Below are 18,724 nucleotides of genomic sequence, written 5' to 3'. Positions count from 1 at the left end.
TAGCGAGCGCACCCGAAGCGTGGGATCAGCTCGCCACCGGAACGCGGTAGACGGCGGGGTCGAAGGTGCCGTTTCGCTCGCGGAACGTGTGTGCGTAGCCAGGCCACAGCAGGGCGAGGCGGCCGCTGCGCTCGTCCACGTACCAGCTCGTGCAGCCGCTCAGCCAGACCGTGTCGCGGGCGGCGGCGTCGATCGCGGCGACGTAGGCATCCTCGGCATCGAGCGGGATCTCGAGCGGATCGCCGGAGGCTCTGAGGTGGTCGAGCGCGCCGAGCACGTAGTCCAGCTGCGCCTCGATCATGTAGACGGCTGAGTTGTGGCCGAGGCTGGCGTTCGGCCCGTCGAGCACGAACAGGTTCGGGAAGCCGTGCACCACGGTCGAGGCGTAGGCGCGCATGCCGTCCGACCAGCGCTCAGCGAGCCGGATGCCGTCCCGCCCGGTCACGAGGTCGGCGAACGGCGGGCGCGTCGCGTGGAATCCGGTTGCGAACACGAGTACGTCCACCTCGTGGCGCGTGCCGGATTCGGCGACGGCGGTGGAGCCATCCATGTGCTGGAGAGCGGATGCCTCGAGCGTCACGTTCGGCCGCTGCAACGCGGGGTAGAAGTCGTCGGAGAGCAGCACGCGCTTGCAGCCGATCTCGTAGTCGGGGGTCAGTGCGGCGCGCAGCAGCGGATCCGTCACCTGCGATTCGCGCTGCGTGCGGGCCCGTTCGCGAAGCTCGCCGATGGCCTCCGGTACGCCGAGTCGCTGCGGGAACGCCGACTCGGCGTCCCAGAAGATCTGTTCGCGCAGGCTCTGGCGGGCGGTGGCATCCGTCAGCTCGTCGAGCTCTGCGGCCGAGTACGGGCGATCACCGCGTGGCACCACGTATGGTGCGCTTCGCTGGAACACCGTGACGTGACGCGAGCGACGGGCGAGCTCCGGCAGCAGTTGCACCGCTGACGCACCGGTGCCGACCAGGCCGACCCTGGCATCCGCGAGCGGCAGCGTGTCGTCCCAGGTCGCGGTGTGCATCGCGCGGCCTCGGAATCCGCCGAGGCCGTCGATCGAGGGGATGCGCGGTTCGCTCAGCCGGCCCACCGCGCTCACCAGAACGCGCGCGCGGTACTGAGCGGCCGGTGTGGTGACGAGCCAGCGCTCGTCGTCCACCAGCCAGCTGGCATCCGTGACGGGCTCGCCGAACCGCAGGTGGGGGAGGAGTCCCTCCTCGCGTGCGCACTCGCGCAGGTATTCCTGCAGCTCGGCACCGCTCGGGTACACGTGCGACCAGTCCGGCTTCGTGCGGAACGAGTAGGAGTACAGGTGCGACGGGATGTCGCACGCCACGCCCGGATACACGTTGTCGCGCCACGTGCCGCCGACGTCGTCGGCCCGCTCGAGGATCACGAACGACTCGTTCGCCCCGCTCTCGGCCGCGCGACGCTTCAGGCGGATGCCCAGCCCCAGCCCGGCGAATCCGGCACCGACGATCGCGACGTCGACCTCGACCGTCATCCCGCGACCCGCTCGTACGTCGTCGTGCGCTGCGCTAGAGGGCGCCCCACCTCGTCCGCCATGCGGCGCATGTCCGTGACACTGAGCACGCGCCCCTGCTCGGGGCCGGCCCACGGTGCGACCTCGCCGTCGATGAGCACCCCGCCCAGGTCGTCGACGCCGCCACGCAGCACCAGCCGGGTGCCGTGGATGCCGAGTTTCGTCCACGCCGCCTGCAGATGGTCGATCGTGCCAGCCAGCATGAGCCTGGCCACCGCGTGCACCGCTCGCGACTCGCGCAGCGTGGGCCCAGGCCGCGCGCCCGGGACGGTGACGGGGGAGTCCTGCGGCACGAACGGCATGGCGATGAACTCGGTGAAGCCGCCGGTGCGCCGCTGCAGGTCGGCGAGCATGCGCAGGTGCGCAACCTGGTCGGATGCCGTCTCGATGTGCCCGTAGATCATCGTCGCGGTAGAGCGCAGCCCGGCCCGGTGCGCCGCCTCGACGGTCGTGGTCCACTCCGCGACCGGCAGCTCGGTCCCCCCGGAGAGGATGCTCCGGATGCTGTCGTCGAGAATGCGCGCGCCCGTACCGGGAACGGTTCCGACGCCCGCCTCGCGAAGCGTCCGGAGATATTCCGGCAACGGCATATGGAACCGCTTCGCTCCGTCGAGCAGCTCGATCGGTCTGTACGCGTGCACATGAAGCTCGGGGTGATGCGCGTGGATCGCGCGCACGAGCTCCAGGTACGCGGATGCCGGCTCGTCGTCGCCGATGCGCCCCTGAACGCAGACTTCCGTGGCTCCGAGCTCTGCGGCCTCGTCGGCCAGCGCCGTGGCGAGTTCCAGCGTGAGCGTTCCCTGCGGCGTCTTCCCCAGCGTCTTCGGCGCCGAGCGCGCGTGTTCCTCCGCTCGAGGGTGCGCGTTCTTCCCACCGAGAGTGCGCAGGAGCGACGCGTCGATATTGCGATTCACCACGTACGTGATCTCGTCGCCGACGCATTCGCGCCGTACGTTGTCCGCGAGGGCCGCGAGGGCTTCGAGCTCCTCGCCGTCTGCGCCCAGCAGCGCGACGTAGTCCGCGTCGTCGAGCCCGGGCGGCTCGCGGCGGGCAGCCTCGAGCAGTCCGGCCACGCGAAGCGGCACGGGACTTAGCGTGGCGTCGGCACCTCTTGCAAAATGCGCATTTTGCGTATTTTGCGCTGCAGTTGGACCGGGGATCGTCGCTCGGGGTTCGGAGCCGAACATGCGTGCCGGCCGGATGGACGCGGAGGCGCTGGACACGAGCTCCCACGGTCGCCCCACCACCGGTGCCGCCTCGTCGGCGAGCCCATAGTCATCCGACAGCGCCAGCAGATGCGGGCGAACGGCCGGGTCGATCCACGGCTCGCCCTCGCGCACGAAGTGCGGGTGCGCCGTGAGCCGTTCGTGCAGCGTGTAGCCGGCGAGTCCGGTGAGCCTGGCCAGCTCGTCGATCTGCGGCCACGGCCGTTCCGGATTCACGTGGTCGGGCGTGAGCGGGCTGACGCCTCCCCAGTCGTCGATGCCGGCGCGGATCAACAGAGCGAGCTCATCGTGATCGGTGAGGTTCGGCGGTGCCTGCACGCGGGCATCCGCTCCGAGCACGAGCCGGGTGACGGCGACTGCGGCTGCATACTCGTCGGCGGCCAGATCGGGGCGGTGCATCATGGCGGTCGCGTCCTTCGCCCTGAAGTTCTGCACGATCACTTCCTGCACGTGCCCCCACCGCGCATGCGAGTTCCGCAGCGCGAACATGGCGTCAACGCGGTCGCGCACCGTCTCGCCGATGCCGAGCAGCACGCCGGTGGTGAACGGGATGCGCGAGCGCCCGGCATCGTCGATGACGCGCATCCGTACTGCAGGGTCCTTGTCGGGCGAGCCGAAGTGCGCCTGCCCCTTCTCGGACCACAACCGCACCGACGTGGTCTCCAGCATCATTCCCATCGAGGGTGCGACGGGCTTCAGCCGCTGAAGCTCGGCCCAGCTCATCACGCCCGGGTTGAGGTGGGGGAGCAGCCCGGTCTCCTCGAGCACTCGGATCGCCATGGCCCGCATGTACTCGAGCGTCGAGGCATAGCCGTGCTCCGCGAGCCACTCACGCGCCACCGCCCAACGGTTCTCCGGCCGGTCGCCGAGCGTGAAGAGCGCCTCCTTGCAGCCCATCGCCGCGCCCTGCCTGGCGATCTCGAGCACCTCGTCCTCGGAGAGGAACGGCGAGATCCCGGCCTTGGCGAGCTTGCCGGGAGTCTGCACGAAGATGCAGTAGTGGCAGCGGTCCTGGCACAGGTGCGTCAGCGGAATGAACACCTTGCGGGAGTAGGTGATGACGCGGGGCCGGCCCGCTCGCTCGAGGCCCTCGTCGCGGAGCCGGGACGCGATGCCGAGCAGGTCGTCGAGGTCGCCGCCGCGGGCGAACAGCAGCGTCTCAGCGTCGTCGTGCGTGGGTGGGATCCCGGCCTCCGCTGCTTCGCGCGCGCGATCCAGCGCCTGCGCCATGCGCTCGAGAGACGGACGCACCGCGGCCGTGCCGTCCTCCTGCGGCATCGACGAGGTGGCCACGGAGGCACCAGCGGATGCCTGGCGGCGCGAGAAGACATCGGTAACGGTCAGCTGCTCAGCGGCCACGGACATCCTCTGCGTGCTTAGCCGTCGTGGGAGCCGATCGGCTAACAGGAACAAGGGAAAAGAGAGATGCGACCCAAAGCCAGGCCATACAGCTGATTCGTGGCGAGCCTACTCGCACGGCCCCGGTTGTGAACGCGCTCAGCGTCGAGTGAGCCGTACCACCGGGATGACGCGGTCCGTCTTCTTCTCGTAGTCGAGGAATCCGGGGTAGTGGCTCGTGAACTCCTGCCACGCGCTGTCGCGCTCGTCGCCCGTCAGCCCTGTGGCGTGCACCTGCACCTCGCCGTCGTCGGGCGTCTCGATCGTCAGATCGGGGTGGGCGAGCAGGTTGTGGTACCAGGCGGGGTTGTCCGGGGCGCCGGCCTTCGAGGCGGCGATAAGCCAGGCGTCCGGTGCCGTTCGCCACGCGGCAACGGGCGTGACGCGCTCGATTCCGCTCTTCGCGCCGGTGTGGTGCAGCAGCACGAGGCCGCGTCCGAAGTGGGTGACGGTGCCGTCATTGGCGCGGAACTCGTCGATGATCGGCTGGTTGTAGTCGTTGGGGTCTGCCATGAAGCCGATCGTAGGGAACGTGCCCCGCTGCGGAGCCGGTGTGTCAGCTCATGGCGAGATCGAGCGCCGCGGCGGCCATCTGCGAGGTCGTCGGCACGTCGCGCATCCACAGCGGAACGGCCCGGGCGGCGATGCCTGCGGCTTTCAGTGCGGGCACCGCGTCCGCATCGACCTCGTCGACCAGCCAGCCGTCGAGCAGTCCGCCGGAGCGGCGGCCGCCGTAGTGCAGGCCGACCGCCCCGGCGGACGTCTCGACGCCGATCACGGTGAGGCAGGCATCCGCCATGCCGCGCACGGCAGCGCCACCGATGATGGGCGAGACGCCGACGACACGAGCGCGCGTCTCTCGTACCGCCTCCCGGATCCCTGGCACGTTGAGGATGGTCCCCACCGACACCACAGGATTGGACGGCGGCAGGATGACGACGTCCGCGTCGCGGATCGCCTCGATCACCCCGGGCGCGGCGACGGCCGATTCGAGCCCCACCTGCACGAACTCAGTGGCCGGAACGCCCGCCCGGTACCGCACCCACCACTCCTCGAAATGGATGAGCGACCCCTGCGGATGCTCGTCGACCGCCTCGCCCAACCGCACGTGCGTCTCCACTGGCGTGTCGCTCATGGGCAGCAGACGTGCCTGCGGCCGCCAGCGCCTGCACAGGTACCCGGTCGCCTCGCTGAGTGTCGCACCGTCGCGGAGCAGCTCCGTGCGCACGATGTGCGTTCCGAGGTCGAGGTCGCCGAGCGTGAACCAGTCCCAGCCCTTACCGTAGGCCGCGATCTCGCCGGAGACCCGGCGCGTCTCGTCGTCGCGTCCCCAGCCCTGCTCCTCGCTGATGCCGCCGCCCAGGGTGTACATGACCGTGTCGAGGTCGGGGCAGACCCGCAGGCCGTTCAGCGTCATGTCGTCGCCGGTGTTGACCACCACGGTGACCGTCACGCGCGAGCCGCCTATCCCGTCCGGGTAGGCATCCGTCAGGTGCGCGAGGAGCCCGCGGGTGAAGCGGGCGCCGCCCACGCCGCCGGCCAGAACGGTCACACGCTGCAGATCGGTCATGCGGTCAAGTCAATCAGGTGAGATTCGACGTTCGTGCTCGGGGCCACAGACGAGTGATGGCGTCTGCGTCAGAATCGACGCATGCCCTCGCTGCGCACGTCCTCCCCGCTTCGCGCGGTGCGGGCATCCGTCGCCTGGTTCTCACGCACCCGGTTCTTCCGAGCCGTAGGGCCCACTGTCATGCCTCCACTGGAACGGTTCATGGCCGTGATCACCCGCGGCAGAGTGCAGCTGAGCGGTCTTCTCGTACCGTCACTGGTGCTGCGCACGACCGGCGCGAAGAGCGGCCTCGTGCGTGAGACCACGCTGATGTACTGCCCGGAACCGCACGGGCGGATGCTCGTGACCGGCAGCAACTTCGCCCGTGACGCGCATCCGGCGTGGACTGCGAACCTGATCGCGCACCCCGACGCAGTCGCCGTGGTGCACGGCAGGCCGATTCCCGTGCGGGCACAACTCATCGGCAACGACGAGCGCGAAGATGTCTGGGACTACATCCAGCGGCAGTGGCCCGGGTACCGCGGCTACGAGCGCGCCAGCGGCCGAGTGCTGCGCATCTTCCGGCTCACGCCTGCCCCTGCGGCGGATCGGGCGGAGTCTGTTCGGCGGTAGGCGGGGCGGGCGGCGGCGCGTAAGGCGCCTGCTGGTAGGGCTGCTGCGGCGGATATGGCGCCTGCTGGTAGGTCTGCTGCGGATAATACGGCTGGTAGGGCTGTTGCGGGTAGGCGACCCCATAGGCGACGGCGTCGAAGCGACCACCCATCGGACTGGACGGAAGCAGCGCGAGAATGAGCACGACGATCCCTCCCAGGTAGGGGATGAACCCGAGGAAGAAGAACGGACCCGCGAGGTTCGCATCGTGCAGCCGTCGCCAGGTGATCGCGAGGTTGCCGACGAGCGTTGCCAGGAACCAGCCGATGCCGACCACGGGATAGACGGCGAAGATCGGGCCAGGCGCAACGTTCCCGTAGGCATCCGCTATGCCGGTGGCGATGCCGCCGCCGACGCCGATCGCGATGGCGGCAAGGTACACGATCGCATTGCACAGCGCCCACCACCAGTACTCACTGCGACTGGCGCGACCGGTGAACGTCGCATACTTCTTCCAGAACCGGCGGAAGGCGACCGGCAGGCTCGCCCCGTAGTGGGGCAGTTCGAGCGGCACCTGCGCATTGGGCGGAGAGTACGGCGGCGACGGCGGTGGCGTGTAACTCATTTGAGAACCCTATGACCTGCACGCCACCAGGGGAAACGCCTATTTCAGCAGCCGCGACAGCACCCGATCGGCGAGCGGCTTGCCGCCGGTCTGGCAGGTCGGGCAGTACTGGAACGTCGAATCCGCGTAGATGACCTGCCTGATCGTGTCGCCGCACACCGGGCAGGGCTCTCCCGTTCGCGCGTGCACGCGCAGGTTCGACTTCTTCTCTGCCTTGAGCTCGGATGCCTTCAGCCCGTCCGCGCGCTGCAACGCCTCGCGAAGCGTCGACCGTGTCGCCTCATAGAGGGTGTGCACGTCGGCTGAGGTCATGTTCGCGGGCTTGAAAGGTGACATCTTCGCCACGTGCAGGATCTCGTCGGAGTACGCGTTGCCGATACCTGCGACCCTGGACTGGTCGCGCAGCACACCCTTGATCTGGGCGCGGCCTGCGGCGGCAAGGATGCCCGCGAAGACCTCCTCGGTGAACTCCGGAGCCAGCGGGTCGGGTCCGAGTCGCGCGATTCCCGGTACCTCGCTAGGACTGCGCACCAGGTAGACCGCAAGGCTCTTCTTCGTGCCCGCCTCGGTGATGTCGATGCCGGAGCCGTCGTCGAGCACGAGCCGCGCGGCGAGTGGGCCGGCGCTCCGCCCGCGCGGACGAGCGGCGGGAACCGGTGCGGCTTCCCTCCAGCGGATCCAGCCGGCGCGGGCGAGATGGACGACCAGGTGCAGCTCATCGAACGACCCGCTGAGCCCGCCGTCGTCCGTCGGGACGACCGTGGCGTCGAGAAACTTGCCGTGCCGGCCCACGCCGGCCACGAGCATCCCGTGCAGCGCCGACACGGGCGGGTCGAACGTCTTCAGCGCCGCGAACGACGTGACATCGAGCCGGTCGATGGCATGCCCCTTCAACCGGCTGTCGAGGTCGGCGGCCAGCGCGTGCACTTCGGGCAGTTCGGGCACCCGACCAGTCTGCACCGCACGTCCGACGCAGGGCCAGGGCCGCTCAGCTCAGGATGTCCTTCGTCGCGAACCTGCCGTACGCCAGACATCCGAACACCACGACGTACCCCAGTTGCAGCAACGCGTTCTGTCCGTACGAATCCCACACGATCGGATCGCGCAAGAGGTCGCCGAATCCGAGCCAGTAGTGGGTGAACAGCCACGGGTGCACCCAGTCGAGTTGCGGGAGCTGGTCGAGTATCTGGGATACACCGGCGAGCACGACGGTGGCTGCCATGGCGCCGACCGGAACGGTGGTGAGCGTGGAGATGAACAGGCCGATGGCGCCCAGTCCGAGCAGTGAGATCGTGACGTAGCCGGCCATGAGCGCGGTGCGCACGAAGAAGCCGCCAGCATCGACGGTATCGCCGGAGAGCAGCGTGACCGGTCCGATCGGGAACAGCAACGCGCCGATCCCGATGCCGGCGAGCACGATCACCACGGTGGCTGCCAACGAGAACGCGACCACGCCCGCGTACTTCACGACGAGCAGACGGATGCGACCGGCCGGCGCGACGAGCAGGTAGCGGAGGGTGCCGAGACCGGCCTCGCCCGCGATGGTGTCGCCGGCCACGACGCCGAGCGTGAGCGGCAGGAACAGCGGGATGCATACCACGAGTGCGGTGAACCCCACGAAGAGCCCGTTGTCGGTGATCGCACCGAGGAAAGCGGGTCCACGTCCGCTGGAGCCCGCGCCGGTGACCCGCACCACGACGGCGATCAGCACGGGAACGGCGGCCAGCGCGACGAGCATGGCGATCGTTCGGCGACGACGGAACAGCGTGCCGAGCTCGGACCCCAGCAACGCGAACGGGCGCAGGTGGGCGCTCATCGCGGCAGGCTCCGCCCTCTCCGGCGTCTCGGACGGTGCTCGCAGCCCGGCCGCCTCACCCTGCGACATCGAAGCCCTCCCCGGTCAATGCCACGAAGCGGTCCTCGAGCGACGGCGACGTCACGTCGAACCCGCGCACCCGAACGCCTGCGCCCACCAACGCGGCAACGAGATCCTCGGCAGCGGTGTGCGCATCCAGTGCAGCCGTCACGACTTCACCGGCGACGGAGGGTTCCAGACCGAGGCCGGCGAGCACGGATGCCGCGGCACGGGCATCCGGGGTGCGCACCACGGCCTCCCGGCCGCCGGTGGCCCGGAGCTCTTCCAGCGATCCGGATGCCACCAGCCGGCCCGCGCGCATCACGGCGACGTGGCTGCACAACTGCTCGACCTCGCTCAGCAGGTGACTGGAGACGAAGACGGTGGCGCCCTCGTCGGCGAGTCGACGGATGAGCGCGCGCACCTCGCGCGTCCCTTGCGGGTCGAGTCCGTTGCTGGGCTCGTCGAGCACAAGCAGTTCCCGTTCGCGCAGCAGTGCACCCGCAAGGCCGAGCCGCTGCTTCATGCCGAGCGAGTAGGCATGCGCCTTCTTGTCAGCGGCATGCGTGAGCCCCACGCGGTCCAGCGCTTCGGCGACGCGGCGGTGCCTCGTCGCCGACACGGATCGCGGGTCGGCCGCGTCGAGTCGGCTGAGGTTCGCCCGCCCGGTGAGGAACGGGTAGAACGCGGGCCCTTCCACGAGCGCACCGACGCGGGGCAGCACGGTCCCGGATGCGCGTGGCATCCGTTCCCCGAGCAGCTCCACGTCGCCTGCGTTCGGCGTGGTCAGTCCGAGCAGCATGCGGATCGTGGTCGTCTTGCCCGAACCGTTCGGGCCGAGAAACCCGTAGACCGATCCTCGCGGAACCCGCAGGTCGAGTCCGTCGACCGCCAGCTGGCGTCCGAATCGCTTGGTCAGGCCGGTGCTGGCGATGGCGAGGTCCGCACCGGCCGACCCGCGGCCGCCGGGCCTGCTGCCAGCCGACGCGGCCGTCGTTCCGGGCGCCGCGCCGACCTGCGTCACTTGGCCGCCGACTCGAGCGCGCTGAGCGGCACCGCTCCCGCGTACGCGCGTCCGTCGGACGTGATCAGCACGGAGAACAGCGAGGTCTGCAGCCCGCGGCCGCCGTCTACCGACTGGGTGAGCTCGTTCAGCAGCTGCGACTGCCCGGCCGTGAGGCCCGACATCCCAGCGCCGAGCGACCCGGCGGGCACCGCTACGATCGACGTCCACCCGGACCCGATCACGGTCGGGCCCTCGAAGGACCCCGGCACGCGGTTGTCGGGATGTGAACCGTGCGGCGGCAGCGTCTTCTGTGTCACCTTCGCGCCCTTCGGTGGCGTGAAGGTGAAGTTCGACGCGGCCGGAGTGCCGAAGTCCACGCGCGTGAACGCGACGGACACTGCTGGGGTCTTCTGGCCGCGCGCATCGATCTCCGCAGCCAGCGGAACCCCGGTCTTCGTCTCGACCGAGAGAACGGCCTTGCCCACGAGCGTGTCCGCCGTCTTCGGCGTGATCGTCAGCCGCCAGACGTCGTGCGACGCGACGGACCCCTTCGACACGGTCAGCGTCGAGGTCTTGCTCGCGTTCTGCACGAGTCTGTCGGCGAGGCTCTGCGGGGTGGCGGTCGGCGTTCCGGATGCTCCGTGGTGCGTCGCCGTCTTCGACGGCAGCTTCACGTGTACCGCCTTGTTGGTCTTCGAGTCCCACGTCCACAAGTCGGTTCCGTTGCGCACCACGTCGCGCTCGGCGAGGCTGTCGAGCACCTGGATGCGCTGCTTGCCGTGGCCGTCTACATACACCTGCGCCTTGTGCGAGGCGGTCAGCAGCTCGAGGATGCTCGACGCCTGAGCACTGGACGACCCGCTGCTTCCCGTGTTGCCCAGCGCACCGGAAGGAAGCTCGGGCAAGCCGAGGTCGCTGGTCTGCTCGATGCTGCCCGAGTAGTGCGCATCCTTCGCCTTCGCGATCAGTGCCAGCACCTGCGCCGCGGACGGCGTGGACGTGCTCGCTTCGCTCAGCCCGTTCGCGAAGGCGGGCGCCGCGACGGCACCGGCAACGACCACCGGCGCTACGACGGCGGGTAGCCATTTCAGAAGTCTCTTCATCACGAATCTCCTCGTGAAAGCTCGGGAATTCGGCCCTGAGCGCCAGGCTAACGCTGGAATGCTCCGACCTGGCTGGGACGATCCATCACGTTTCCGGCAGACCGGCCCCCAGCAGACCGGCCATCGCGACCGCATCGTGCGGGGCGTAACCCTTCGCATCGTTGTCGAAGTAGACGTAGATGTCGCGATCGGCCCCGTTCATCGCGGACTGCCGCAGCATCCGGTCGGCCCAGGTTCGCAGCGACCGGTCGTCGTATCCGCTCGTGTAGAGCTCCTCACCGCCGTGCAGCCTGGCGTACACGAAGTCGGCCGTCGGCTCGTCGAACACGGGAAACCGTCCAGCGGTGTCCGCCAGCACCAGGGCCACACCGTGACGGCGCAGAATGTCCGCAGCCCGGGCATCCGCAAAGCTCACGTGCCGCGGCTCCAGCGCGTGCAGCACCGGCGCGTCTCGTTCGATCGGCGGGACTTCGACGCGTTTCACCTTCGCGTCGTGCGTCTCAGCGAGCACCGCTGCCTGCCGCAAGGTCGACGGCAACAGCTCGCAGAACCTCTCGAGAAGCTCGACGTCGAACTCGACACGCTCCGGCAGCTGCCACAGCACCGGGCCGAGCTTGTCGCCGAGCAGCAGCACTCCGGAGGCGAAGAAGTTCGCCATCGCCTGCTCGATGCCGCGCAGTCGAAGCATGTGGGTGATGTAACGGCCGCCCTTCACTCCGAATACGAAGTCGCCGGGTGTCTCGTCGCGCCAGCGCCGATACGACGTCGGCCATTGCAAAGAGTAGAACGATCCGTTCAGCTCGACCGTGTTCATCCGGGTCGCGAGGTAGGCGAGCTCGTCCTTCTGGCGCAAGCCCCTCGGATAGAAGTCGCCCCGCCACGACGGGTACCGCCAACCGGAGGTGCCGACGAACGCTCGGGGGCTCATCCGTCCAGTCTGCCCGCCGACGCCCGAGCATGCTCGGCCCCGATCGTCGCGCGCGCTCAGGCACAATGAAGGAGTGTCGCGTGGACTGCTGATCATCGACGTGCAGAACGACTTCACCGAAGGCGGCGCTCTGGGCGTGCCGGGTGGAGCCGCCGTCGCGGCCGGTATCACCCGGTTGCTCTCGCAGAACCGAGGGCGGTACGACCTCGTGGTGGCCTCGCGTGACTGGCACGACGCCGAGGGCGACAACGGCGGCCATTTCGCTCCTGCCGATGCCGAGCCCGACTTCGTCACGACCTGGCCGGTGCACTGCGTCGCGGGCACGTCGGGTGCGGACTACCACCCGGCACTGGATGCCGGCGGGGTGGACGTGCACATCCGCAAGGGACAGGGCGTTCCCGCGTATTCCATCTACGAGGGCACCTCCGATGACGGCGCCGGTCTCAGCGCGGTTCTCGACTCGGTCGGCGTGAACGAGCTGGATGTCGTCGGCATCGCGACCGACTACTGCGTGCGGGCATCCGCGCTGGATGCGCTCGCAGACGGACGGGATGTGCGGGTGCTCGTCGACCTCGTCGCAGGGGTGTCACCGGAATCCAGCACGAGGGCGCTGGACGAACTCCGCGCGGCCGGCGCGACGCTGGCGCGCAGCGACGACCTCGCCGGTGAAGACTGAGGCGCTCGCCGAGCGTAGGCGCGCGACGGGGCTGGGACTGCCCTAGTGACTGCCCTCGATGGCGTGGTGCTCGGTGTCGACGATCGCGGCGCGCTCCGGGTGCGTCTTGCGTGTGTGAGCATCCTTCGCCGAGTCGTAGAGGGCCCACAAGCAGAACAGCCCGAAGATCACCGCACCTGCAGCGAAGACCAAGTACTCCACGGAATGCTCCCTCTCGTCATGCCCGAACTCACCCTATCGCGAGCCCGGGCCCTATCGCGGACTCAGGACATGCCCGGTGCGTAGGTTCCCACGGTCGAGTAGATGACGTTGAACATCATGACGACCTTGATCACCACCAGCACGATGGCAATGACGAAGACCGCGATCAGCCCCCAGATCGGCCACATCACATCGGAGCCGCCGCGACGCCGGGCGACGACGGTGCGACCGATCACGTAGACGGGCTGGCTGAGGAACGTCCAGGCCCAGTGGAACGGGCGAACGAACCCGCGGCGCTGCAGTTCGCGCCAGTCGAAATACGCGAACATCACGCTGAGCCCGTAGATCACGAACCCGAGCGCGTCTATCAGGAGAATGCCCACGAAGAATCCGCTCATCGCGGAGGTGAAGTGGGCGACGTCTGCGTTGTCCGGCGTCGATCCGGAAGCGCTGAGCGCGATGACCGCGCGGAAGTATGAGGTGAAGTCGGCGAACATGAAGGCGATCGCCGTGAGCAGCGGGAGCCCGACCACCAGCCAGATCGCCCACGTCAGCGCGGATGTCCCGGGCCGCACGGGCTGGAACGCCGCCTGTGCGGGAGCGCCGGCGTAACCGCCTGGAGCGTAGGCCGGCGCCGGGGTCGGTACGTGGCCGGCCTGCGCCGCCGATGGCGGGTAGGGGGACTGGGCAGGAGCATGCTGCGCTGTGGCAGGCTGTGCCGGCTGCCCGTAGCCGGCCTGCACCGATGCTGGATGCTGCGCCGCGGGCGTGCTGGCATCCTGCCCCGCATCGTAGAGCGGCTGCGGAGCCGGCACCGCCGGACGGGAGTGCTCGGTCCATCGGGAGCCATCCCACCAGCGCTGCCCGCCCGGATTGTTCGGGTCGGGGTCCGGATACCAGGCCGGGGGTGTCTGATGCTGGTTCGGGTCGGTCATCGATGTTCTCCTGCGTCGCGTCTGTGCCCATCTCGGGGCACGCCGTGAGCGTAGCGCAACCGCTTAAGTGCGCTCCATCGCGGGGTCTGCAACGCCCATGCCTACGATGGGGCGATGGCCGGTGGCACCAGCAGCGAACCGATGGCGACGGGCTCCACACGCGCGGACATCTGGGTGTGGTCGGTGCGCTTCTACAAGACGAGATCGCTCGCGACGGCCGCATGCAAGGCCGGCCACGTGAAGGTCAACGGAGAACGGGCGAAGCCGGCACAGATCGTGCGCGTCGGCGACGAGGTGCGGGTGACGACCGATCGCGAGCACATCGTCGAGGTGCGCGGCATCCTCACCAAGCGTGTCGGTGCACCCGTCGCTCAGGCGGCGTACCTGGACCGCACGCCCGCACGGCCGCCCCGGGTCGAACAGCCCGCCGCGGTCGTCCGCGAGCGCGGCGCGGGACGCCCCACCAAACGCGACCGCCGCGAACTCGAGCGGCTCCGCGGCCGTCATTGAGGCGCATCCCTCACGATGAGGCCGGCAATGGTGCCGCCGCGAAGAAGTGCCAGCCCAGCCACCACCAGAACAGCACGAGTGTGATGCGCACCGCTCTCGACGTCATCACCCGGTCGAGCAGCGAGCCGAACGAGGCAAGACGATCCGGAACCCGCCAGGCGTACCAGGCGAGCACGATGCCGAAGACACCGACCGAGATGAAGCCGGAGATCGTGATGATGCGGGTCACGGATGCCTCCCCCTGCGCAGCAGCGCCGCCCCGCCCACGATCCACAGCGTCGCGCACACCGCGCGGCCGACCGGGTTGGCGACGATCGGATCGATGAGGTCGGACAGCACCGGATGATCCCACTCGGCCTGCGGAGACGGCATCGCGAGGAAGAAGTGCAGCAACTCCCACAGGCAAAGGAAGACACCGGCGCACGCCCACAGCACCGCGGACCGGATGGCAGCGCGACGCAGCGCGTCCGCCTGCTCTACAGACCGCTCCGCCTCGGTGTCCACCGGGTAGATGTCGTCGTTGCGCCAGCTCACGATGACGGCCGTCGCCCCGATGACGCACACCACGACGAGGTCGGCGACGCCCCACTGGGGCGCGAGCGTGATGACGGCGACGGCGAGCACGCCGAGCACTATCTGCACGGCCAGATGCAGGCGGGGGAGCGGGTAGCGGTCGAGCCTGCGGAGCCAGCCGGCGGCATCCGCCAGCAGTGCGGCACCCGCGGCGAGGAAGAAAGCGCCGTCGATCGGGGCGCCGCGGTAGATCTGGAACGATCCGCAGATCAGGAGGATGGCGATCCACCACCAGTCCAGGCGCAGGCGCGTGACGAACCGGGCGCGACGGTTGCGGGCATCCCGAAGCCGGCCGCGCTGCGGCCTCCGTGACGAGGAACGGCCCGCCACGATCAGGCCTCGATCGGACCCAGCCAGGCGGTCGCTACGGTCGAGTGGGCCGACTCGTCGTCCGACGGGTGGAACATGCCGGCGAGCACGTCCCGGTACAGTCGCCCCAGTTCGTTGCCGGCGAAGTAGCTGCCGCCGCCGGAGACGCGGATCGCCTTGTCGACCACGTCCCGAGCCGTCTCGGTGGCACGCACCTTCATGCCGACCAGCTTTGCGAACCACTGCCCTCCGTGGTCGACGACCATATCGACGTCGGCGGTGATGGCATCGAGCTGCGGGTACAGCGCGTCCTGTGCGATCGCGGCGTCGGCGATGCGCCAGCGGATGTCCGGATCCTGCGCGTACGACCGACCGTCGTTCTTCATCGAGGTGCGCCTCTTCACCGCCTCGACCGCGAGTTCCAGCGCCCGTGCCCCGATGCCCGTGTACACGGAGGCCAGCAGCAGCTCGAAGTTGGCGAAGATGCCGAACGTGAGCAGATCGGCGTTCGGACCGGGATCCAGCCTGCGCACGATGCGGTCAGCGGCAGCGTGAGCACCGTCCATCCGTATGGAGTTGGACTGGGTGGCGCGCATGCCGAGCGTGTTCCAGTCGTCGGCGATCTCGAAGCCGCCCTCGGCGCGGTCGATGAAGCCGAACACGATCTTCGGCGCGTCTTCGCTCGTGGAGTCCAGCCCCATGGTGCCCAACCGGGTCCATGCGGGCGAGAGCGACGTGAAGATCTTGGTGCCGTGAAAGGTGTAGCCCCCTTGTCCGTCGGGGCGGGCATCCGTTCGCGATCCGAAGAGCACGAGGTCGTTGCCACCCTCACTGATGCCGAATCCGAACACCTCTCCGGCGCCCGCCTCGCGTTGCACGAACTCGAGCGAGTCGTCGCCGCGGTCGCGCAGCACCTTCGCGACGCCTGTCCACACCAGGTGCATGTTCACCGCGAGCGCGGTCGCGGGCGCAGCGGATGCGAGCCGCACCTGCTCGCGCGCCACGTCGCGCAGCGACAGCCCCAAGCCGCCGAACTCCCCGGGCACCAGGGCACGGAGATAGCCGGAGTCGGTGAGCTCCGCGAGGTCCTCGGTGAAGAAGGCGTTGTCGCGGTCGTATCCTGCGGCCCTGGATCGGATGCGCTCCAGCTGTTCGTCCGACAGCACGCGCACAGCAGACTCGCTCACGGTTCTCAGGTTACGCCGCATGACTCAGGGCGCCGCCGGTTGACAAGGCACGCTGACGAGCTGGTCGCACCGCGTGCACGCGGGGTTGCACCCCAGCCGCGTCGGCATAGCCGCCGCGGCTCCAAGCTCCAGCGCGCGTCGCTATGGTGGCCCCTATGCAGGAGCGCACAATGGAGACCCGAACGCTGGGCCGCACCGGACGCACGGTATCCGTCATCGGACTGGGAACGTGGCAGCTGGGGGCCGACTGGGGAAACGTGAGCGAGGCGGACGCGCTCGCCGTGCTGGAGGCATCCGCCGAGGCCGGGGTCACGTTCTTCGACACCGCCGATGTCTACGGCGATGGACGCAGCGAGAGCATCATCGGCCGCTTCCGGGCGGCCCACCCCGATGCCGGTGTCACTGTCGCGACCAAGATGGGCCGTCGTGTCGATCAGGTGCCGGAGAACTACTCCCTGAAGAACTTCAGAGAGTGGATCGACCGTTCCCGCGCCAACCTGCGCACGGACACGCTCGACCTGGTGCAGCTGCACTGCCCACCGACCGCGGTGTACTCCGACGACGAGGTCTTCGACGCGCTGGACGCACTCGTCGACGAGGGCGCGATCGCGAACTACGGCGTGAGCGTCGAACGCTGCGAAGAGGCGCTCACCGCCATCGCGCGGCCCAATGTGGCCACTGTGCAGATCATCCTGAACGCGTTCCGGCTGAAGCCGCTCGAGCGGGTGCTGCCCGCCGCGCAGGATGCCGGGGTGGGCATCATCGCGCGCGTCCCGCTCGCGAGTGGACTGCTCAGCGGCCGTTACACGAGGGAGACGACGTTCGCGCCACAGGACCACCGCACGTTCAACCGGCACGGCGAGGCGTTCGACGGGGGCGAGACGTTCTCCGGTGTGGACTACGAGACCGGAGTCGAGGCGGCGGGGCGGTTCGCGGATGTCGTGGCATCCGCTCGCGGGTCGCTCGGCATCGAGTGCGCCGACAAGCTCACGCCGGCGAAGGCGGCTCTCGCCTGGGTGGCGCAGCAGCCGGGCGTCAGCTCCGTCATCCCCGGTGCCCGCAACGTGGATCAGGCGCGCTCCAACGCTGCCGCAGGATCGGTCGCGCCGCTGGGCGCCGAGTTCGACGTGGCGGTGCGGGAGCTCTACGACGAGTACTTCCGCGCTAGCGTGCACGACAAGTGGTGACGAATGCGTCTGCCGAAGCCGTTCGTGCGCTGACGCCCATGAGCCTCCGGATCCTGGATAGTGTCAGCCCATGCCACTTGTACGCATCGACAGCACTGGCACGCCCATCGAGCTGCTCGAGAAACTGGGAGAAGCGGTCCACGACGCGCTGGTAGAGGCCATCGGCATCCCGGCGGATGACCGTTTCCAGGTGCTCAGTAGCGGAGGGTCGCGTGTCATCGCCGACCCGGGCTATCTGGGCATCCGTCGTGATGCAGGGGTCGTCATCGTTCAGGTCGTCTTGCGCTCCGGCCGTACGGTCGAGCAGAAGAAGGCGTTCTATGGCGCGGTCGCCGAGAAAGCCGCTGCCATCGGAGTCGAATCGCGCAACATCCTGATCACGCTGGTGGAGAACGATCTGCCCGACTGGTCGTTCGGCGACGGCGTCGCGCAATACGTTCAGTGAACTCGGGCTTCGTGCCCCTGGCCGCTTTTGTCGTCACCTCTGTGCCTCGCGGAGGGCCCGCTCGCATGCCCCGCGGAATTCGTCGACGAGACGCGCGAGCGCGACGGGGTCGGGCGTCGCCGTGGCGAGCATCCGGTCGACCTCGCCGAGCTCGGCGCGAACGAAGAGCTGCTTCTCGTTGGTGACCCAGATTCCCCGCGCCGCGAGCACGGCGTGCGCGGTGCATGTCGCCGCTCGGGCCAGCAAGCCGACGCACTGAGTGAGCCGGCCCGCGGATGCGTAGTAGGTGCGCGCATAGCCCAATTCCGCTTCCGCCTGCGCCCACCACGCACCGGGAGCGTGTTTTCGCAGCTGCGGCGGATACTCCGTGACATCGGGAAGCTCGCCGACGAGCACGCGCTTCGTGGCCAGTTCTGCCAGGACCGAGTACGAGGGCAGCCCGGCCACGTGGAACCACAGAGGCTCGGTGGTGAAGCGGCCTTCGCGGGTCTCGGAGATCACCCGATCCACGACGTCGAGGTCTCGGTAGTGCATATCGCTGGCGCGGCCGTCGATCTCCAGCCACGCTCCGCCGTTGAAGACCGTGTGAGGCACAGAGCTCCAGCTGCCGAGTTCGCCGACGGTGCCGGGCCAGCCCAGGTCGCGGAGCGATTGCGGATCGAAGCTGCCGCGGAAGTAGAGGGAGAAATCCCAGTCGCTGTCTGGGCGGTTCGTGCCCTCGGCACGGGAACCGCCGAGCGTCACCGCCTCCACGCCGGGCAGCGAGGCCAAGCGGTCGCCGACGTACTCGATGAAGGCCGCGTCGTCCATGAGCGTCACCGTAACAGGGCACCTATGCCGGTGGTTCGGGCGCCCCTTCGGC

General features: G+C 69.0%; 21 protein-coding genes. 5 read left to right on the top strand and 16 right to left on the bottom strand.

Annotated elements, in window-relative coordinates; genetic code table 11:
• Positions 1-25: 25 nt before the first annotated feature.
• The 4 genes from ACYVI5_RS12610 to cofD all read right to left on the bottom strand — a co-directional run bounded on the left by ACYVI5_RS12610 (position 26) and on the right by cofD (position 5,731).
• The gene (locus ACYVI5_RS12610) at positions 26-1,498 is read right to left on the bottom strand and encodes a flavin-containing monooxygenase (RefSeq protein ID WP_460580464.1); all 1,473 of its coding nucleotides are present in this window, start codon (positions 1,496-1,498) and stop codon (positions 26-28) included.
• Positions 1,495-4,122 carry a bifunctional FO biosynthesis protein CofGH gene (locus ACYVI5_RS12605; RefSeq protein ID WP_460580463.1) on the bottom strand — a complete coding sequence of 876 codons (2,628 nt, stop codon included), beginning with the start codon at positions 4,120-4,122 and terminating at the stop codon, positions 1,495-1,497. The genes ACYVI5_RS12610 and ACYVI5_RS12605 overlap by 4 nt, the downstream gene beginning before the upstream one ends.
• Positions 4,123-4,260: 138 nt before the next feature.
• A complete protein-coding gene (locus ACYVI5_RS12600) occupies positions 4,261-4,674 on the bottom strand; it encodes a PNPOx family protein (RefSeq protein ID WP_460580462.1) in 414 nt (137 codons plus the stop codon).
• A 43-nt stretch (positions 4,675-4,717) separates the two neighbouring features.
• On the bottom strand, positions 4,718-5,731 hold the full coding sequence (gene cofD / locus ACYVI5_RS12595; protein WP_460580461.1) for a CofD/YvcK family protein: 1,014 nt from the start codon (positions 5,729-5,731) through the stop codon (positions 4,718-4,720).
• An 81-nt stretch (positions 5,732-5,812) separates the two neighbouring features.
• Between cofD and ACYVI5_RS12590 the strand changes: the two genes are divergently transcribed.
• Entirely contained in the window at positions 5,813-6,343 is a 531-nt protein-coding gene (locus tag ACYVI5_RS12590) for a PNPOx family protein (protein ID WP_460580460.1), read from the top strand.
• On the opposite strand, the gene ACYVI5_RS12585 is transcribed toward ACYVI5_RS12590, so the two are convergent.
• The 6 genes from ACYVI5_RS12585 to ACYVI5_RS12560 form a co-directional block, all read right to left on the bottom strand.
• On the bottom strand, positions 6,297-6,947 hold the full coding sequence (locus tag ACYVI5_RS12585) for a DUF805 domain-containing protein (RefSeq protein ID WP_460580459.1): 651 nt from the start codon (positions 6,945-6,947) through the stop codon (positions 6,297-6,299). The two genes, ACYVI5_RS12590 and ACYVI5_RS12585, sit on opposite strands and share 47 nt — an antisense overlap.
• Positions 6,948-6,986: 39 nt before the next feature.
• Entirely contained in the window at positions 6,987-7,892 is a 906-nt protein-coding gene (locus ACYVI5_RS12580) for an Fpg/Nei family DNA glycosylase (RefSeq protein ID WP_460580458.1), read from the bottom strand.
• Positions 7,893-7,935: 43 nt separating this feature from the next.
• Complete coding sequence (locus ACYVI5_RS12575) at positions 7,936-8,763, bottom strand: ABC transporter permease (protein WP_460580457.1); 828 nt, start codon at positions 8,761-8,763, stop codon at positions 7,936-7,938.
• 55 nt (positions 8,764-8,818) lie between these two features.
• Positions 8,819-9,826: an ABC transporter ATP-binding protein gene (locus ACYVI5_RS12570; protein WP_460580456.1), complete on the bottom strand. Its 1,008-nt coding sequence runs from the start codon at positions 9,824-9,826 to the stop codon at positions 8,819-8,821.
• Positions 9,823-10,911 (bottom strand): LolA family protein, encoded by a 1,089-nt coding sequence (locus ACYVI5_RS12565; RefSeq protein WP_460580455.1) that lies wholly within the window; start codon positions 10,909-10,911, stop codon positions 9,823-9,825. The genes ACYVI5_RS12570 and ACYVI5_RS12565 overlap by 4 nt, the downstream gene beginning before the upstream one ends.
• 85 nt (positions 10,912-10,996) lie before the next feature.
• Positions 10,997-11,839 carry a DUF72 domain-containing protein gene (locus ACYVI5_RS12560; RefSeq protein ID WP_460580454.1) on the bottom strand — a complete coding sequence of 281 codons (843 nt, stop codon included), beginning with the start codon at positions 11,837-11,839 and terminating at the stop codon, positions 10,997-10,999.
• A 73-nt stretch (positions 11,840-11,912) separates the two neighbouring features.
• Here ACYVI5_RS12560 and ACYVI5_RS12555 point away from each other — a divergent pair, with 73 nt between their 5' ends.
• Positions 11,913-12,515 carry a cysteine hydrolase family protein gene (locus ACYVI5_RS12555; RefSeq protein ID WP_460580453.1) on the top strand — a complete coding sequence of 201 codons (603 nt, stop codon included), beginning with the start codon at positions 11,913-11,915 and terminating at the stop codon, positions 12,513-12,515.
• A 42-nt stretch (positions 12,516-12,557) separates the two neighbouring features.
• Here the strand turns inward: ACYVI5_RS12555 and ACYVI5_RS12550 are convergent, their stop codons facing one another.
• On the bottom strand, positions 12,558-12,716 hold the full coding sequence (locus ACYVI5_RS12550; RefSeq protein WP_460580452.1) for a hypothetical protein: 159 nt from the start codon (positions 12,714-12,716) through the stop codon (positions 12,558-12,560).
• A gap of 62 nt (positions 12,717-12,778) precedes the next feature.
• The gene (locus ACYVI5_RS12545; protein ID WP_460580451.1) at positions 12,779-13,651 is read right to left on the bottom strand and encodes a DUF2510 domain-containing protein; all 873 of its coding nucleotides are present in this window, start codon (positions 13,649-13,651) and stop codon (positions 12,779-12,781) included.
• A gap of 114 nt (positions 13,652-13,765) precedes the next feature.
• Here ACYVI5_RS12545 and ACYVI5_RS12540 point away from each other — a divergent pair, with 114 nt between their 5' ends.
• Complete coding sequence (locus ACYVI5_RS12540; RefSeq protein WP_460532714.1) at positions 13,766-14,161, top strand: RNA-binding S4 domain-containing protein; 396 nt, start codon at positions 13,766-13,768, stop codon at positions 14,159-14,161.
• Between the two features lie 10 nt (positions 14,162-14,171).
• Here the strand turns inward: ACYVI5_RS12540 and ACYVI5_RS12535 are convergent, their stop codons facing one another.
• From ACYVI5_RS12535 to ACYVI5_RS12525, 3 genes are read right to left on the bottom strand one after another with little or no spacing between them, the layout of a single operon-like run.
• Entirely contained in the window at positions 14,172-14,390 is a 219-nt protein-coding gene (locus tag ACYVI5_RS12535) for a DUF6186 family protein (protein ID WP_460532717.1), read from the bottom strand.
• The gene (locus ACYVI5_RS12530; RefSeq protein WP_460580450.1) at positions 14,387-15,064 is read right to left on the bottom strand and encodes a hypothetical protein; all 678 of its coding nucleotides are present in this window, start codon (positions 15,062-15,064) and stop codon (positions 14,387-14,389) included. Before ACYVI5_RS12530 ends, ACYVI5_RS12535 begins: the two co-directional genes overlap by 4 nt.
• 2 nt (positions 15,065-15,066) lie before the next feature.
• Complete coding sequence (locus ACYVI5_RS12525) at positions 15,067-16,251, bottom strand: acyl-CoA dehydrogenase family protein (RefSeq protein WP_460580449.1); 1,185 nt, start codon at positions 16,249-16,251, stop codon at positions 15,067-15,069.
• Between the two features lie 149 nt (positions 16,252-16,400).
• Between ACYVI5_RS12525 and ACYVI5_RS12520 the strand changes: the two genes are divergently transcribed.
• Together ACYVI5_RS12520 and ACYVI5_RS12515 are read left to right on the top strand one after the other, a co-directional pair.
• The gene (locus tag ACYVI5_RS12520) at positions 16,401-17,417 is read left to right on the top strand and encodes an aldo/keto reductase (protein ID WP_460580448.1); all 1,017 of its coding nucleotides are present in this window, start codon (positions 16,401-16,403) and stop codon (positions 17,415-17,417) included.
• 70 nt (positions 17,418-17,487) lie between these two features.
• Positions 17,488-17,862 (top strand): tautomerase family protein, encoded by a 375-nt coding sequence (locus tag ACYVI5_RS12515; protein ID WP_460580447.1) that lies wholly within the window; start codon positions 17,488-17,490, stop codon positions 17,860-17,862.
• A gap of 33 nt (positions 17,863-17,895) precedes the next feature.
• On the opposite strand, the gene ACYVI5_RS12510 is transcribed toward ACYVI5_RS12515, so the two are convergent.
• Entirely contained in the window at positions 17,896-18,672 is a 777-nt protein-coding gene (locus ACYVI5_RS12510; RefSeq protein ID WP_460580446.1) for a nucleotidyltransferase domain-containing protein, read from the bottom strand.
• Positions 18,673-18,724 lie beyond the last annotated feature (52 nt).

This window comes from Humibacter ginsengisoli, from assembly GCF_054780095.1.
The sequence above is the reverse complement of the archived record's forward strand: the minus strand, read 5'-3'. Positions and strand labels throughout refer to the sequence as shown.

Bases quoted from the DNA above. Each gene is read 5' to 3' on its own strand.
- ACYVI5_RS12510 (WP_460580446.1), bottom strand. From the start codon at position 18,672: ATGGACGACGCGGCCTTCATCGAGTACGTCGGCGACCGCTTGGCCTCG.
- ACYVI5_RS12520 (WP_460580448.1), top strand. From the start codon at position 16,401: ATGGAGACCCGAACGCTGGGCCGCACCGGACGCACGGTATCCGTCATC.
- ACYVI5_RS12590 (WP_460580460.1), top strand. From the start codon at position 5,813: ATGCCCTCGCTGCGCACGTCCTCCCCGCTTCGCGCGGTGCGGGCATCC.
- cofD (WP_460580461.1), bottom strand. From the start codon at position 5,731: ATGACCGATCTGCAGCGTGTGACCGTTCTGGCCGGCGGCGTGGGCGGC.
- ACYVI5_RS12515 (WP_460580447.1), top strand. From the start codon at position 17,488: ATGCCACTTGTACGCATCGACAGCACTGGCACGCCCATCGAGCTGCTC.
- ACYVI5_RS12610 (WP_460580464.1), bottom strand. From the start codon at position 1,498: ATGACGGTCGAGGTCGACGTCGCGATCGTCGGTGCCGGATTCGCCGGG.
- ACYVI5_RS12585 (WP_460580459.1), bottom strand. From the start codon at position 6,947: ATGAGTTACACGCCACCGCCGTCGCCGCCGTACTCTCCGCCCAATGCG.
- ACYVI5_RS12565 (WP_460580455.1), bottom strand. From the start codon at position 10,911: ATGAAGAGACTTCTGAAATGGCTACCCGCCGTCGTAGCGCCGGTGGTC.
- ACYVI5_RS12540 (WP_460532714.1), top strand. From the start codon at position 13,766: ATGGCCGGTGGCACCAGCAGCGAACCGATGGCGACGGGCTCCACACGC.
- ACYVI5_RS12560 (WP_460580454.1), bottom strand. From the start codon at position 11,839: ATGAGCCCCCGAGCGTTCGTCGGCACCTCCGGTTGGCGGTACCCGTCG.
- ACYVI5_RS12545 (WP_460580451.1), bottom strand. From the start codon at position 13,651: ATGACCGACCCGAACCAGCATCAGACACCCCCGGCCTGGTATCCGGAC.
- ACYVI5_RS12575 (WP_460580457.1), bottom strand. From the start codon at position 8,763: ATGAGCGCCCACCTGCGCCCGTTCGCGTTGCTGGGGTCCGAGCTCGGC.
- ACYVI5_RS12525 (WP_460580449.1), bottom strand. From the start codon at position 16,251: ATGCGGCGTAACCTGAGAACCGTGAGCGAGTCTGCTGTGCGCGTGCTG.
- ACYVI5_RS12600 (WP_460580462.1), bottom strand. From the start codon at position 4,674: ATGGCAGACCCCAACGACTACAACCAGCCGATCATCGACGAGTTCCGC.